Raw genomic sequence first — 14,848 nt, 5'->3', positions numbered from 1 at the left:
CCGGCCGATTCGGCCCCGAGGGCTTGCCGGGAACACCGGCCGTCCGCCGGCTCTGCCTGGACGCATTGTCCAGACACAACGTCTCGTCTAAGCTCAGCGCACCGGTCCACCACGAAGGAGCGCACATGTCCGTCACATCCGAGCGCCGAGCACTCGTCATCGGCGCCTCCCGGGGCCTGGGGCTCGTCCTGGTCGAGGAACTCGCCCTGCGGGGCTGGGGCGTTGTGGCCACGGCCCGCCACGGCGGCGGTGCGCTGCGCGCGGCCGCCGACGCCTCCGAGGGGCGGCTGCGAATCGAGTTGCTGGAGATGACGAGCGCCGAGGAGCTGGCCGCGCTGCGCGGGCGCCTGGACGGCCACCGACTCGATCTGCTCTTCGTCAACGCCGCCATCGACCGGGGCGATCTGCCCATCGGGCAGGTCCCGACCGAGATGTTCACCGAGGTGATGATCACCAACGCGCTGAGCCCGCTGCGCGCGCTGGAGGCACTCCGCGATCTGGTGGCCCCCGGCGGGACCGTCGCGGTCATGTCCTCCGAGCAGGGCAGCGTTTCGCGGAACACCGAGGGCGGTTACGAGCTGTACAAGGCCAGCAAGGCCGCCCTGAACCAGCTGATGCGGAGCTATGCCACCCGCCACGGCGACGACGGGCACACCAAGCTCCTCATCGACCCCGGCCACAACCGCACCCGGTTGGGCGGACCGGACGCGCCCCTCGACCCCCGGGAGAGCGTCCCGGCCGTCGTCGATGTCCTGGAGGCCCGGGCCGGCTCCGGCGGCCTCCGGTTCCTGGACCGCCACGGCGACCCTGTCCCTTGGTAGGACAGCGGGCCGCGCCCGCGGGCTCCGTTGCCCCTCGAACAGATCCGCATCGGTGGCACGGGACTACGTCCGCCCCGACTTCGACGAACGCCTGGCCATTCGGCCCCGGCCCCGGTCGAGGGGGTGGACGGCTACGGCGCCACTCCGCTCCGAGCGGCTGCCCCACCCGGCCACCGCTCCGAGCGGCTGTCTCACCCGGCCGCCGCTCCCAGCGGCTGCCTCACCGGGCTCCGAGCAGGTGGTCCATCGCCAGCTGGTCGAGGTGCTCGAAGGCCATGCCCCGCTCCCCCGCCGCCTCGGCGTCGAAGTCCTCGAAGGAGGCCCGGTCCGCGAGCAGTGCGGCCAGACCGTCCTCGGCGGTGGGGCGGGCGAGCTCGTCCAGACGGGCCGCGCGCAGCGCCGCACGCACGGCCGGATCGGCACGGAAAGCGGCCGAACGCTCCTTCAGGATCAGGTAGTTGCGCATGTTTCCGGCCGCCGACGCCCATACTCCGGCCATGTCCTCGGTGCGCGGCGGCTTGAAGTCGAAGTGCCGGGGACCCGTGTAGTCGGAGGTTTCGAGCAGGTCCACCAGCCAGAAGGCGTCGCGCAGATTGCCGGACCCGAAGCGCAGGTCCTGGTCGTACTTGATGCCGGACTGGCCGTTGAGGTCGATGTGGAAGAGCTTGCCCGCCCACAGGGCCTGGGCGATGCCGTGGGTGAAGTTGAGTCCGGCCATCTGCTCGTGCCCGGTCTCGGGGTTCACACCGACCAGTTCGGGGCGCTCCAGGCGCTCGATGAAGGCGAGGGCGTGGCCCACCGTCGGCAGCAGGATGTCGCCACGCGGCTCGTTGGGCTTGGGCTCGACGGCGAAGCGCAGGTCGTAGCCCTGCTCGGTGACGTACTGGCCCAACAGGTCGAACGCCTCCTTCATCCGGTCCAGTGCGACCCGGACGTCCTTGGCCGCGCCGGACTCCGCACCCTCGCGCCCGCCCCAGGCGACATAGGTACGGGCGCCCAGTTCGACGGCCAGGTCAATGTTGCGCAGAGTCTTGCGCAGGGCGTACCGCCGGATGTCGCGGTCGTTGGCCGTGAACGCGCCGTCCTTGAAGACCGGGTGTGTGAAGAGGTTCGTGGTGGCCATGGGAACGACGAGGCCGGTGCCGTCGAGTGCCTGCCGGAACCGCTTGATGTGTGACTCCCGCTCGGTGTCCGAGGCGCCGAAGGGGATCAGGTCGTCGTCGTGGAAGGTCACGCCGTACGCACCCAGATCGGCGAGCCTCCGGACCGATTCGACGGGGTCGAGCGCGGCCCGGGTCGCGTCCCCGAACGGGTCGCGCCCCTGCCAGCCCACGGTCCACAGCCCGAAGGAGAACTTGTCCTCGGGGGTCGGGGTGAAGCGTTCCGTCATGCTCGTCGCCACCTTCTCGCGGGACCGCCCGACGCGACGCCGGGTCTATTTGTTTTCTTCCTTACCAAATACTGCACGACGGTCGGTGCTTCCGTAACCCCGGCTGTTCGTCTAATTTGGCACGCCAGTGTCCGTTCATTCGCTCATCGTTTTGTTCCCGCCACCGTCAAATGATTCCGCCCCCGGCCGGGCCCGCAGACACCACCGGCCCGGAAGAAAGGTGCCCGGATGCCGCACAGCCCGGTCGTCATCGGCGTGGACAGCTCCACCCAGTCCACCAAGGCCCTGTTCGCCGACGCCGTCACCGGCCGGACGCTCGCCGTCGGGCGCTCCCCGCACCGCGTGGACGGGGCGGGCGGGGCCCGCGAGAGCGACCCGGAGCAGTGGTGGCAGGCCCTGCGGGAGGCCGTCGCGGCCGGGCTCAAGGAGTCGGGGGCACCCGCGTCCGCGGTTCGCGGCATCGCGGTCGCCGGACAGCAGCACGGCCTGGTGGTCCTGGGCCGGGACCGGCGCCCCCTGCGGCCCGCCCTGCTGTGGAACGACACCCGCTCGGCCACGCAGGCCGCCGCGCTCACCGCGGAGCTCGGCGGGCCGGGCGTCTGGACCGCCCGGACGGGGTCCGTTCCGGTCGCCGCGATGACGGCCGCCAAGTGGCGGTGGCTGCGGGAGAACGACCCGTCGGCCACCGAGCGCTGTGCGGCGGTCCGGCTGCCCCACGACTTCCTCACCGAGCGGCTGACCGGCGTCGCGGTCACCGACCCCGGAGACGCCTCCGGCACCGGCTGGTACTCGACGGCCACCAGCGCGTACGACGCCGAGATCCTTCAACTCCTCGCCCTGGACGCCGAGTTGCTGCCCACCGTGGCCCCTGCCGGCGGCGTCCGCGCGGGCACGCTCACCGCACGGGCCGCGGCGGCGCTCGGGCTGCCCCCCACGGTCGCCGTGGCCGCCGGCACAGGTGACAACATGAGCGCGGCCGTGGGCCTCGGGCTCGGCGGTGCCGGACTTCTGGACCACCCCGTGCTGAGCCTCGGCACTTCCGGCACGGTGTTCGCGGCGACCCGCACCCGACCGGACAACCCGGCGCTCAACGGCTTCGCCTCGGCCGACGGACACCACCTTCCCCTGGCCTGCACGCTGAACTGCACGCTCGCCGTCGACCGGATCGCCGGTCTGCTCGGCCTCGGCCGCGACGACGCGGAACCCGGTGGCGAGGCCGTTCTCCTGCCCTATCTGGACGGCGAGCGCACGCCCGACCTCCCGTCCGCCTCCGGGCTGCTCACCGGCCTCCGCCACGCCACCACGCCCCAGCAACTCCTGGGCGCGGCCTACGAAGGCGCCGTCTTCACCGTGCTTCGGGCCCTGGACGAGGTGCTGAGCGCATGCGGCCTCGACCCCGGCTCCCCCGCCACGGCGACCAGGCCGCTGCGGCTCATCGGGGGCGGCGCACAGGGACGCACCTGGGTGGAGACCGTACGGCGCCTCTCCGGGCGCCCGCTCGTCCTCCCGACGGGCACCGAACTGGTCGCCGTCGGCGCGGCCGCCCTCGCCGCGTCGGCCGCCACCGGCGACGATCCCGTGACGCTCGCCCGGGCCTGGGGAGCGGGCCGGGGCAGGGAACTACCTCCGGTGGAGCGCGACTTGGCGGCCTGGGAGCGCATCGGCTCGGTGCTCGACCGGGCCTTCCCGGGCTGATGGCGCGAGGCGAGGACGTTCCCGGGCCGACGGGTCCCGGGAGGTTCACGGTCCCCGAGAGGGACCAAGTCGGCTCGCCCGTACGGGGGTTCGACATGTTGTCCGAAACTCGTACCATTACTGAACGTCACACAGGTGAGTTTCTCAGATCGTTGGGGCATGAGGATTACCAGGGGGTTTGTGGTTGGGCCCCGCTTCGCGGCCCGTCAGGTGGTCACGGAGAGTGAGAAGTTACGGATGTCGGGGGCGGCATCCAGGCATCGGGAAACAAGAGACGGGCAGGCGCGACGTGAGCGCTGACGAACTGGCCTTCTGGCTGCGGACCCGCACCGTTGGCGGCACCACGGTCATCGAGCTGCACGGCGAGCTGGACATGCTGGCCCATCGCGAACTGGGGCCCCGCGTCCATGCGTTGGTCCGGGTGGCCGACGCCGATGTGGTGCTCGATCTGCGTGCGGTGACCTTCTTGGACGCCGGGGGCATCCGATTGCTGCTCGCGGTACGCGAGCACGTGGCGTACCGGGGCGGCACGCTGAGACTGATCCGGGGGACCCCCCGGGTCTCCCACATCCTGCGGATCGTCCGTCTGGACGGCTCGTTCACCATCCTCGACGCGCTCCCCCGTGCGCTCACGGAAGGCGTCGAGCAGCCGCACCGCACCCCGTGATTCCGGGGCCCGGTCGCACTATCGGCCGCGCAGGGCGGTCACCAGACCGGTGACCAGGTTCGCGCGCTCGGCCATGGTGTCGACCAGCAGATACTCGTGGTCGGCATGGGCACCGCCCCCGACGGCTCCGAGGCCGTCGAGCGTCGGCACGCCGAGTGCCGCCGTGAAGTTCCCGTCGCTGCCGCCGCCGACCGCCACGCCCTCGATGCCAGGCACCAACTGCCGTGCCAGCGCGAAGAGTTCGGCCGACGCCGCCTCGGGCATCGGCGGGCGGCCGACCGCCCCCTCGACCGTGATCCCCGCTTCGGCGAGATGCGGACGCAGCGCCGCGAAGGCGGCCTCGACGCGGGCCTTCTCCTCGGCCGACTCGACACGTACGTCCACGACGACGGTCGCGTGCGCGGGCACGACGTTGTCGAGGGTGCCGGCGGTGGCGACGGTCGGGGTGACCGTCGTGCCGATCTCCGGACGGCCGAGCGCCGCGATGTCCAGGACCTGGTGGGCCGCTTCCAGCAGGGCGTTGACCCCGGCCGCGGGTTCGAGCCCGGCGTGCGAGGCGCGGCCGGTGACGGAGACCCGGAACGTGCCGCAGCCCTTGCGGCCGGTCTTCAGGCCGCCCCCGTCGGCCGCCCCCTCGAAGACGAGCACCGCACCGCAGGCCAGGGCACGTTCCTCGATCAGGGCCCGCGAGGAGTGGGACCCCACCTCTTCGTCGGCGGTCACCAGGATCTCCACACCCGACCGGTCCTCAAGGGCCGCGAGGCCGTGCACGGCCTGCACCAGACCGCCGAGCATGTCGAAGACCCCGGGGCCGGTGGCACGTCCGTCCTCGACCTCGAACGGGCGCCGCGCGAGCGTGCCGAGCGGGAACACCGTGTCGTGGTGCCCGAGGATCAGCACCTTCGGATCGCCACCACCGGACCACTGGACGTGCGGTCCGGCCGCACTCTCGACGAGGACGGCACGGCCGCCCAGCCGGCTCTCGATGACGGCGGCGACCGTTTTGGCCGATGCGGCGAGAGCCTCGCGGTCGCGTGACGGCGACTCGACCTCGACGAGTGTCCTGAGGTCCTCGATCATCGCGTCCACGCGCACCGGGACGGCCTTGTGTCTCGTCATGCGGTCAGATTAGTAGGTGCCCGTGGGCCGCCTTCGGGGCAGGGCTCCTGGTACGGGCCCGTGGCACCAGCGTGGTCCGGGCCCCGCACGTGACCCATCTGGCCGAGCTGTACGCCCCCGACAGGAGCCGGCGCGTACAGCATGGGGGTCGGGCGGAGTCGTCCGCGGCCGCAAAGGCCGTCGGGGGGTGCCGACGGAGCCGCTCGCTGGGTACTCGCCCCAGTGGACCCCACGACGGCGACGCCCCGCAGGCGAACACGAGCGAAGGTGAGTGAAGTGACCGCACCCGAGGACGGAACCACACCCGAGAACCGGGCCGAGCCGGACGGCGGGACGACGCTGATCGGCGTCCGGTCCCCCAGTGACGTCGACCTGGCACTCAAGTACCTCACCAACCGGTCGGACGCACCGGCCCAGTTCGCGCTCGGCGTGGCCGCCGCCTACCGCTGGGCCATGGGCCGGGTGGACCGGGCACCGGTCACGGGTATGTCCGCCCGCCGTCCGCCGCCGGACCTGCGGCTGCTCACCGCCGAGGTGGACGCGGCCGTCGTCCAGCTGGATGACCCCACCACCCAGGGGGGCGTCCGGGACTTCACCCGCGGGGTGCACGACGCCCTGACCTGGGTGTGCGGCTACAGCGAGACCAGGGTCTGAGGCCCCGCTCCGCCCATCGTCGGCGCCGGTTCGGGACTCGGCCGCTCAGGGATCGGTCGCTCAGGACGCGTCGGTCCTCGCGAAGACGTGCTCGTCCAGGATCAGACCGATCGCGACGGCGACCGGAATGGCGACCAGGGCCCCCACGATGCCGAGCAGTGCGCCACCGAGCAGCACGCCCACCACGGTGACCAGAGGGTGGACGTCCACGGCGAACTTCATCACGCGCGGCACGATCAGGTAGTCCTCCGCGACCCGGAAAGCTACGTAGAACCCCGCCGTCGCCAGGGCCACCGGGAAGGACACCGACAGGGCCACCAGGCTCACGACGAAGCCGCCGATCGTGGTGCCCACGATGGGGATCAGGTCCATCAGCGCGATGAACACCCCGAGAGCGGCGGGGTAGGGGACGCCGGTGACCACGCACCAGATGAAGGTGGCCAGCCCCGCGATCACCGAGGTGAGCACGTTGCCGAGCATGTAACGGCCCACCCGGATCAGGATCTCGTCGGTGACGTCTCGCGCGTGCGGACGTTTGCGGGCGGCGACGAACCGCAGGAAGAACCGCTTCAGGGAAGGCAGGAACGCCATCACGTAGACCGTCACGACGATGACGACGGCGGCCGAGGTCACGGCCCCGACCACCACCCGCCCCGCACCCAGCAGACCCCCCGCGAGGCCCGCGGCCCCGCCGTTGGAGAACTGGTCCTTGGCCTTCTGCAGGACGTGGTACCGGTCCTCGAACCTGCCGAGCGCCGAGTCGTGGTCGCGCAGCTGCTTCAGCCAGTCGGGCACCGCCTTGATCAGTGCGTCCACCTCGTCCGTGACCGGCGGCACGACCAGTGCGAGGAAGCCCGCGAAGAGCGCGAGCAGCACGAGGAGGACCACGAGGACGGCCCAGCCGCGCCGCAGGTGGTGCCGGGTGAGCCAGGCGACGACCGGTTCGAGCGCGAGCGCGATGAACACGGCCAGGAGCAGCAGGGTCAGGAGGCTGCCGACCTCCAGGACGGTCTGCACGGTCAGCCACGCGAGGGTCGCGCCGAGGCCGAGGCCGAAGCCGCTGGAGATCCATGACCCGCCGAACACGATCCGCGTCCCGCGCGACCGTCCGCCAGGGGCCGGGGGTCCCCCCGAGGTCATTCCGGCCGGCTCGTGGTCGCCGCCGCGCTCAGGCGGCGGCGATGTCATCACGGCCTCCGGTCCCGGCCGGGGCGGGTGAGGCGCAGGCGTACGACGGGTGCATCTGCCAGTACCTCTCTTCGAGGCCGGGACGGGGTCTTCGTGCGCCGCCACCCCGGGTGGTGACCGCCCCGCGCGCACAGCGGCGGCGGGCGCCGGTACCGGGCTTCCAGCTCCGACCCTAGCCAGGTATCCCGTCCTCGGCCTTGTATGCCGGTCCCGCGGGCCGCCATCCGGATGACGGGCACATGACGGGCCGGCTTCGCCTTCACATGGGGTCGATGCCCGTGCTGTCGCCCTGCATCCTGCTCTGCTCCTGGAGCCTGCGGGCCTTGTCCTTCAGGCGCTGGCGCTCCGCCGGGTCCGAGGCACGCTCGGCCGCCTGCTCCAGCTGGTCCGCCTTCTCGCGCATCTGCTGGGCACGGGCACGGAACTCGTCTGCGACGCTCATGATCACTCCTGGACATCGGTGGGTTACGGATACCCACAGGGAAACAGCGACCCGGGACCCGCGCATCCCGAACCGTCACACACAGTCAGCGATCGTTCGACGTGCTCGATGTACGGGGCCGGATGCCGGAAGTCGTCGGGATCTCCGTGTCAGGCCGGCCACCGAGGGGGTAGGCGCTTCACATGACCAGTTTCGCTGCTTCGCAGACACTCGCCTCGTCCTCCACGACCTGGCTGTTCACCGGCGTGGGCGTCGTCATCGTCGCCGTGCTGATCGGGGCTTTCTGGTTCGGGAGCCGGCGTACGGCCCACAAGCCGATGCCTCCCCAGGCGCCGCAGCCGGGCGCTGATTCCTGGCAGCCGCCCGAGGCCTCGCAGGGCCAGGAGCCCACGGACCCCGAGCACCGCGCCTAGGCCTCGCGGTCACCCGCCCAGACGTACTGATGTCGCGTTCCGTGACGCGGCGCAGTGGACTGGCACGGGTCGCGGCCCGCTCCCCGGCGGTGTCCGTCCGCGTCCGACCAGTCGCTGCGCATCCCGGGCAGGCCGGGGGCCGCGAAGGTTCGCGAAAGTGAGGAGAGGCGTCATGCCGGCAGGTTCGAGCCCCAAGCGGGAGCGGCAGTACGAGCACATCAAGGAGAGCGCGGAGGAGCGCGGCGCCTCCGCCGAGCGCGCCAAGGAGATCGCCGCGCGGACCGTCAACAAGGAACGCGCGCGCTCGGGCGAGTCCAGGACGGCGAGCAGGACCTCGACACAGGACAAGAAGTCGGCGTACCAGCGCGGCGGCGAGCGCTCGCACAGCGGCGCCCAGGGGCCGACGAAGGACCAGCTCTACGAAGAGGCGAAGAAGCGCAACATCGAGGGCCGCTCGTCGATGAACAAGCAGCAGTTGCGCAAGGCCCTCGGCCGCTGATCCGCCGCTGCTCCGCGCTCAGCCGCCCGCCTTCTGCGAGTGGGCGGCCCGGCCCGTCAGGTCGGCGAGCCGGAGCGGGTGGGCCGGCGGGTCGGGCAGCACGAGATGCCGGTCGGCGCAGCCGGCGGGGGTGACTCGGAGCAGCTCGCCGGGTTCCATCAGCCGCCAGTCGGGATGCTCGTCCATGCGCTCGCTCGCGACGACGGTCGCCGGCCGGTCGGCGAGGTCCCCGGAGCGGACGCGCAGCCGGCCGTCCGTGCCGCTGTGGTCCAGGTGCCGCGTCCCGTGCGGTCCACCCGCCTCGCGCTCCAGTACGTACAGCTCGTGCGTGTCGGGGTAACGCAGGGCCCACAGCTCGTCCGGGGTGGTGAGGATGAAGTTGAGTGCGTAGAGCGGGAGTTGGGCGGCGATCCAGCGTACGGCGCGCTCGATTCCGGCCCCGATGTCCCCGCCGGAGTCCCTGATCTCCCGCGTGATCAGCGCGAAGACCCGCTCGGAGTCCGTCTCTCCCCGCACCAGCGCCATGTCCGGCCCCAAGTGGGCTTCCAGAAAGGCCAGTTCCTCGACTACCCCGTTGTGCGCGAACAGCCGTCCCTGCTGCTCGAAGGGGTGGGTGTTGGGGGCGGTGAGGCCTCCGGTCGAGGCGAGGCGGATGTGGGCGAGGAAGGTGGCCGAGCAGATCCGGCGGGCCTCCCTGGCGAAGTCCCGGTCCTGGTAGGCGGCGTCCGGTGCCTTGCGCACCTCGGGCGTGCCGTCGGGGTCGAAGTAGCCGAGGCCCGTGCCGTCGGGATCGCGATGGCTCTGTGCCGCGAGGCTGTCGGGGGCTTCGAGCAGCCAGAAGGTGGCGCGGCTGCGGCGCGGGGCGCTGCTCAGTCCGAACAGTCGGCACATCGCACGCCACCTCCACGATCGGTTCCGGAGCTGCCCCGCCCGGGCATCGTGCCGCGCCGACGGTGGGAGTGCAACGCCGGGCGGGCTCTGCCCACCTCTCCCCTACCCCTACCCCTTGCCGTTGAGGGTGAAGGCGGCGCCGTCGGGGTCGCTGATGCGCGCCCAGGGGCCGGCGGGCGAGGTGCCCTCGGCCAGGACGGTGCCGCCCTGCGCGCGCGCCCTTTCGGCGTGGGCGTGCGGATCGTCGACGGCGAAGTGCGTGTGCCAGTGCGGCCTGAGGTTGGGGTCGGGGGCGGCCTCCATGGCACCCGAGGTGAGCCGGGCGACGACCCGGCCGCCGTGCCGCAGGACGACCTCCTCGTGCTCGTACTCGACGTCGCAGCAGCCGGGCCGGCCCGAGGCCCAGTCGAGGACCTCGCCGTAGAAGATCGCCGCGTCGAACGCGTCCCGGGTGTGCAGCCGGGTCCAGGCCGGAGCGGAGTCGCGCCAGCTCTCCCAGTTGGAGACGAGCGGCCCCTGCCAGATCCCGAAGACCGCCCCCTCCCGGTCGGCGGCCAGCGCCCCCCGGCCCGTATACACCGCGACCGGGCCGACCGCGACCGTGGCACCGCGCTCGCGGATGCGGGAGGCGGTGACATCGGCGTCCTCGACCGCGAAGTACGGGGTCCAGGCCACGGCGACCTGGAACGCCGACGCCAGCGCGGAGATGCCGGCGACCGGCGTCCCGTCCGCGAGCGCGACCCGGAATTCGTCGCCGAGCTTGACGGGCCCGAAGGTCCAGCCCATCACCTCGCCGTAGAAGTCGAGCGCCGCGTCCAGGTCACGGGCCATCAGGCTCACCCAGCACGGGGCGCCGAACACCGGTGCCCCGGAGCCGAGTCGGGTGGTGGAATCAGTTGATGGGGGCGTCACTGAAGCCCTCGCTTCCAGGAGTTCCGGTGGGCCGGTCACGGGGCCGAGGCACCGGTCACAGACTCTTCCACTATCGCCCGGCGCGGCCGCCGATGCCCGCCGACCGCGGCACCACCGGCGTTTCGGGCCGCTGCCGCGGGGCTCCGGCGCCTCGTGTTGCGGATGCGGCCGTACGGGTCATGCTGGAGGAATCCGCGCTGTGCCCGACCGGCTACTTTTAGTAGCCCTCGCGTGGCTGCGGACGTGGGAGTGGCCGGCGAGCCGCTCCCGCCGACAAGGGAGTCGCAGTGTTCACCATCGACAGTCCCCGCCAGTACACCCTCGGCCTCGACGCGACGCCGGCCCGCATACCCCAGGTCCGCCGCATCGTCGCCGCGCATCTACGGCACTGGCGGCTGGAGAGCATCATCCAGCCCGTGAGCCTCGGCGTGACCGAGTTGCTCAGCAATGTGCACCGCCATACCCAGGGCGACCACGACTGCGTCCTGGAACTGCGCTGGGCCCGCGGCCAGCTCACCGCGTCCGTCGCCGACGGCGATCCCCGGCTGCCCCGGCTGCACGGCCCCCGGCCGTTCGCCGAGCGCGGCCGCGGCCTGGCCCTGGTCGCCCACCTCAGCGACAGCTGGGGCACCCAGAACACGCCCGGCGGCAAGGTCGTGTGGTTCACGCTGACCGCCCAGCCGCAGGAGCTGCGCCCGCTGCGCGCGCTGCCCCCGAGCCCCGTGCTCACCGCGGCGGCGAGCGTCCCCGCCCTGCCTCGGTTCGACACCCGGCCGCACCCCCGGGCGGAGCGGGCCGAGCCCGCCGACGTGCGGTGTCTCAGCGACGCCTGAGGCACCGGCCTTCGGAGCGCGGCCCGGCGGAGCCCGGTCGCGAGGGCCCGCGAGCGTGTCGGGCGCCGGGTACGGGCGGCCCGGAGCGGGTACTCACATCTCGTGATCACCATTGGGGTCGAAGAGGAGTATCTGCTGGTGGACCCGGACTCGGGTCTGCCCGTACCGCTGTCCGACGAGGTGCGTACGGCCGCCGGTCTCGAACCCATGGTGCAGGAGCGCGAAGTACAGCCCGAACTGCTCCTGGCCCAGGTCGAGGTCGCGACGCCGGTCTGCTCGTCCCTCGACGAGGTGGGCGGTCACCTGTTGCGCCTGCGGCACGCCGTCGGTTCCGCGGCGGAGCGGTACGGCTGCCGCCTCGCGACGACCGCGGCGGCCCCGCTGACCGGTTCCGCGCCCACCGAGGTGACCCACGAGCCGCGCTACCAGGATCTGCGGGCCCGCGCCCCGCAGTTGGTGGACGAGCAGTTCATCAACGGGATGCACGTCCATGTCGGCATGCCGGACCGGGAGGTGGCCGTGTCCGTCCTGAACCGGATCCGGCTGTGGCTGCCGACGCTGCTCGCCATGTCGGCCAACTCCCCCTTCTGGCAGGGCCGGGACACCGGTTTCGCGAGCTGGCGCACCCCGGTCTTCAGCCGCTGGCCGGTCTGCGGTCCACCGCCCCGGTTCGACGGCCTGGAGGACTACGAGCGGCGCACCCGGGCCCTGGTCGAGTCCAAGGTCATCGCGGACACCGGCCAGCTCTACTGGCAGGCGCGCCTCTCCGAGCGCTACCCCACCCTCGAACTGCGGTGTCTGGACGTGCAGTTGAGGGCGGACGACGCCGTGATGTTCGCGGGCATCGTCCGGGCCCTCGCCGCCACCGCCGTGCGCGCGCACCAGGCGGGCGAGCCCGAGCAGCAGTGCGCGCCCGAGCTCTTGCAGGCCGCTGTCTGGCATGCCGCCCGGCACGGCCTCGGCGGCACCCTGATCGACTCGGCAGGCCGCCCGCGCCCAGCCGGCGACACGCTGTGCCAGCTCACCCAGCACATCGCGCGGGACCTGGCGGAATCCGGCGACGAACGCGAGGTCGGTTCGCTCATCCACCGGCTGCTGCGCCAGGGCAACGGCGCCGATCGCCAGCGCGAGGCGCTCGCCGAGGGCGGCTTCCCGTCCGTGATCGAGCTCATCACGTCCGAGGCCACCGCCCCCTGAGGGCAGGGTCCCGCCAAGGGCGGCGCCGGCGGCTGATGGTCCCAACCCGTCCGGCGCCTTCGTTCCTTCGTACGTAAGGAACGCACTTCCGACTACCACGGGGCGCGGCCGGGAAACATCGGGTCGCACATGCGGCGGGCAACCCGGTGGATGCGGGTTCCTGCCGGGCCGGGTCAGCTGCCGAACGCGTCGAGGAAGGCCGCGCAGAACGCCTTCAGGTCGTCGGGCTTGCGGCTGGTGATCAGGGTGTTGGGGCCGCCGGTGCACACCTTGACCTGCTCGTCGACCCAGGTGCCACCCGCGTTGGTGATGTCGGTGCGCAGGCTCGGCCAGGACGTGAGGGTGCGGCCGCGCAGCACGTCGGCCTCCACGAGCGTCCAGGGGGCGTGGCAGATGGCGGCCACCGGCTTGCCCTGCTCGAAGAACCCCTTGGCGAACGCGACCGCGTCCGCGTCCAGGCGCAGCGCGTCCGGGTTCGCCACTCCGCCGGGCAGCACCAGGGCGTCGTAGTCGCCGGGGCCGGTGTCCCCGACGGTCCGGTCCACCGGGAAGGTGTCGCCCTTGTCCAGGTGGTTGTAGGCCTGTACGCGCCCCGACTCGGTGGAGACCAGTTCCGCCGTGTGACCGGCGTCGGTCACGGCCTTCCAGGGTTCGGTCAGCTCGACCTGCTCGATGCCTTCCGTCGCCACGAGGAATGCCACCTTCATGATGTCGCTCCCTTCTCAGTGCACCGCGGGGATCACGGTGCGGTCGATGAACTTGGTGCCGTACCGGGTCGCTCCGCCAGTACCCCTGACCAGGGCACCCACACTCCCCTACGGCTACCCGAGCCGGGGGCTCCCCGCCAGCCGGCCGGCGCCTCGGCTCGGGCGTGCGCCGGGTCGGGGCCGCGCTTAGGGTGACTGGTGTGGGCGCCGGTGCGCGCCACCGGATTCGGGGTCCCAGGCCGTTTGCCGGACCGTTCCACGGCCACCCGGACAGGGATTGCGCTCATCACTCCCGAGGAGTCTCCGATGACGGAATACGGCTACTTCCTGTCCACCGAGGAGCACGGTCCCGCCGAGCTGGTGGAGCAGGCGAGGATGGCGGAGCAGGCCGGGTTCACGGCCCTGTGGATCTCCGACCACTACCACCCGTGGAACGGCGAACAGGGCCAGGCCCCGTTCGTCTGGTCGGTGATCGGCGCACTGTCCCAGGCGGTCTCGCTCCCGGTGGGGACGGCGGTGACCTGCCCCCTCATCCGCACACACCCCGCCGTGATCGCTCAGGCCGCCGCCACCAGCGCCGTGCAGTTCGGCGGGCGCTTCCGGCTGGGCGTCGGCAGCGGCGAGGCGCTCAACGAGCACATCCTGGGCGACCCTTGGCCCGAGGCTCCGATCCGTCTAGAGATGCTGGAGGAGGCCGTCCGGGTGATGCGCCAGCTGTTCACCGGGGAGCGGATCAGCCACCACGGCAAGCACTACACGGTGGAGAACGCCCGCCTCTACACCGTCCCCGACGAGCCCGTGCCCATCGACGTCTCCGCGTTCGGGCCGCAGGCCGCCGAGGTCGCGGGGCGGATCGGGGACGGCTTCGTCACCATGACGCCCGACGCCTCGGCGATCGAGCGCTTCCGGCGCAGCGGCGGGGGCACCAAGCCGGTGTACGCCGGACTCAAGGTGTGCTGGAACGTGGACGAGGAGGAAGCCGTCCGCACCGCGCACCGGCTGTGGGCCAACGAGCAGCTGCCCGGCGAACTGCCGCAGATCCTGCCCACCCCGCGCCACTTCGAGCAGGCCTCGGAACTGGTCACGCCCGACCGGGTCCGCGAGAACGTCACGTGCGGGCCGGATCCGGACGCGCATGTGACGGCGGTGAAGGAGTACGTGGACGCGGGCTTCGACACCGTCTACATCAACCAGATCGGCAAGGACCAGCAGGGCTTCTTCGACTTCTACCGCACCAAGGTGCTGCCGCAGCTCGGCTGACGAGCCGCGCGACAGCGCCCCGGGACAGCGCGCCGACGTGCCCCCCCCCCCCCTGGGGGGGGGGGGGGGGGGGGCCCCCACGGGCGCCCGCCCCCCCCCCGGGCCCGGGGGGGGGCCCCCGCCCCCGCGGGGCGCAGAAACTGGGGTGCCGCTGCGAGAG

General features: G+C 72.3%; 16 protein-coding genes. 9 read left to right on the top strand and 7 right to left on the bottom strand.

Annotation, left to right across the window (positions count from 1 at the left end; genetic code table 11):
• The first annotated feature begins 125 nt into the window (after positions 1 to 125).
• On the top strand, positions 126 to 821 hold the full coding sequence (locus tag ACFYNP_RS10140; protein WP_388784361.1) for an SDR family NAD(P)-dependent oxidoreductase: 696 nt from the start codon (positions 126 to 128) through the stop codon (positions 819 to 821).
• A gap of 220 nt (positions 822 to 1,041) precedes the next feature.
• Here ACFYNP_RS10140 and xylA read toward each other — a convergent pair whose 3' ends face one another.
• Positions 1,042 to 2,211 carry a xylose isomerase gene (gene xylA, locus ACFYNP_RS10135; protein WP_388784358.1) on the bottom strand — a complete coding sequence of 390 codons (1,170 nt, stop codon included), beginning with the start codon at positions 2,209 to 2,211 and terminating at the stop codon, positions 1,042 to 1,044.
• Between the two features lie 228 nt (positions 2,212 to 2,439).
• On the opposite strand from xylA, the gene xylB reads away from it, so the two are divergent.
• Positions 2,440 to 3,906 carry a xylulokinase gene (gene xylB / locus ACFYNP_RS10130; protein WP_388784354.1) on the top strand — a complete coding sequence of 489 codons (1,467 nt, stop codon included), beginning with the start codon at positions 2,440 to 2,442 and terminating at the stop codon, positions 3,904 to 3,906.
• Between the two features lie 289 nt (positions 3,907 to 4,195).
• Positions 4,196 to 4,573, top strand: a complete 378-nt coding sequence (locus tag ACFYNP_RS10125) for an STAS domain-containing protein (RefSeq protein ID WP_388419178.1) — start codon at positions 4,196 to 4,198, stop codon at positions 4,571 to 4,573.
• A gap of 18 nt (positions 4,574 to 4,591) precedes the next feature.
• On the opposite strand, the gene ACFYNP_RS10120 is transcribed toward ACFYNP_RS10125, so the two are convergent.
• Complete coding sequence (locus tag ACFYNP_RS10120) at positions 4,592 to 5,692, bottom strand: M20 family metallopeptidase (protein WP_388784351.1); 1,101 nt, start codon at positions 5,690 to 5,692, stop codon at positions 4,592 to 4,594.
• Between the two features lie 276 nt (positions 5,693 to 5,968).
• Between ACFYNP_RS10120 and ACFYNP_RS10115 the strand changes: the two genes are divergently transcribed.
• Positions 5,969 to 6,346 (top strand): hypothetical protein, encoded by a 378-nt coding sequence (locus ACFYNP_RS10115; RefSeq protein ID WP_388784348.1) that lies wholly within the window; start codon positions 5,969 to 5,971, stop codon positions 6,344 to 6,346.
• A gap of 60 nt (positions 6,347 to 6,406) precedes the next feature.
• Here the strand turns inward: ACFYNP_RS10115 and ACFYNP_RS10110 are convergent, their stop codons facing one another.
• Both ACFYNP_RS10110 and ACFYNP_RS10105 read right to left on the bottom strand, forming a co-directional pair.
• Positions 6,407 to 7,432 carry an AI-2E family transporter gene (locus tag ACFYNP_RS10110; protein ID WP_388784345.1) on the bottom strand — a complete coding sequence of 342 codons (1,026 nt, stop codon included), beginning with the start codon at positions 7,430 to 7,432 and terminating at the stop codon, positions 6,407 to 6,409.
• 361 nt (positions 7,433 to 7,793) lie between these two features.
• Positions 7,794 to 7,976, bottom strand: a complete 183-nt coding sequence (locus tag ACFYNP_RS10105; RefSeq protein ID WP_100576292.1) for a DUF6381 family protein — start codon at positions 7,974 to 7,976, stop codon at positions 7,794 to 7,796.
• 182 nt (positions 7,977 to 8,158) lie between these two features.
• Here ACFYNP_RS10105 and ACFYNP_RS10100 point away from each other — a divergent pair, with 182 nt between their 5' ends.
• Together ACFYNP_RS10100 and ACFYNP_RS10095 are read left to right on the top strand one after the other, a co-directional pair.
• Positions 8,159 to 8,389 carry a DUF6479 family protein gene (locus ACFYNP_RS10100; protein WP_388419185.1) on the top strand — a complete coding sequence of 77 codons (231 nt, stop codon included), beginning with the start codon at positions 8,159 to 8,161 and terminating at the stop codon, positions 8,387 to 8,389.
• A gap of 172 nt (positions 8,390 to 8,561) precedes the next feature.
• Positions 8,562 to 8,888, top strand: coding sequence for a plasmid stabilization protein (locus tag ACFYNP_RS10095; protein ID WP_388419186.1), 327 nt, complete (start codon positions 8,562 to 8,564; stop codon positions 8,886 to 8,888).
• Between the two features lie 18 nt (positions 8,889 to 8,906).
• On the opposite strand, the gene ACFYNP_RS10090 is transcribed toward ACFYNP_RS10095, so the two are convergent.
• A complete protein-coding gene (locus tag ACFYNP_RS10090; protein ID WP_388784342.1) occupies positions 8,907 to 9,779 on the bottom strand; it encodes a class II glutamine amidotransferase in 873 nt (290 codons plus the stop codon).
• Positions 9,780 to 9,887: 108 nt separating this feature from the next.
• On the bottom strand, positions 9,888 to 10,610 hold the full coding sequence (locus ACFYNP_RS10085; RefSeq protein WP_388784339.1) for a VOC family protein: 723 nt from the start codon (positions 10,608 to 10,610) through the stop codon (positions 9,888 to 9,890).
• A gap of 368 nt (positions 10,611 to 10,978) precedes the next feature.
• On the opposite strand from ACFYNP_RS10085, the gene ACFYNP_RS10080 reads away from it, so the two are divergent.
• Entirely contained in the window at positions 10,979 to 11,524 is a 546-nt protein-coding gene (locus tag ACFYNP_RS10080; protein ID WP_388419192.1) for an ATP-binding protein, read from the top strand.
• 102 nt (positions 11,525 to 11,626) lie between these two features.
• The gene (locus ACFYNP_RS10075) at positions 11,627 to 12,721 is read left to right on the top strand and encodes a glutamate--cysteine ligase (RefSeq protein ID WP_388784336.1); all 1,095 of its coding nucleotides are present in this window, start codon (positions 11,627 to 11,629) and stop codon (positions 12,719 to 12,721) included.
• Positions 12,722 to 12,894: 173 nt separating this feature from the next.
• On the opposite strand, the gene ACFYNP_RS10070 is transcribed toward ACFYNP_RS10075, so the two are convergent.
• A complete protein-coding gene (locus ACFYNP_RS10070) occupies positions 12,895 to 13,428 on the bottom strand; it encodes a type 1 glutamine amidotransferase domain-containing protein (protein WP_388419195.1) in 534 nt (177 codons plus the stop codon).
• A 306-nt stretch (positions 13,429 to 13,734) separates the two neighbouring features.
• Between ACFYNP_RS10070 and ACFYNP_RS10065 the strand changes: the two genes are divergently transcribed.
• Positions 13,735 to 14,688, top strand: coding sequence for an LLM class F420-dependent oxidoreductase (locus ACFYNP_RS10065; protein WP_388784334.1), 954 nt, complete (start codon positions 13,735 to 13,737; stop codon positions 14,686 to 14,688).
• Positions 14,689 to 14,848: the final 160 nt, after the last annotated feature.

The sequence above is a fragment of the Streptomyces sp. NPDC006691 genome, from assembly GCF_042869955.1.
Taxonomy (GTDB): domain Bacteria; phylum Actinomycetota; class Actinomycetes; order Streptomycetales; family Streptomycetaceae; genus Streptomyces.
This window is presented reverse-complemented; position numbering and strand designations above follow the sequence as displayed.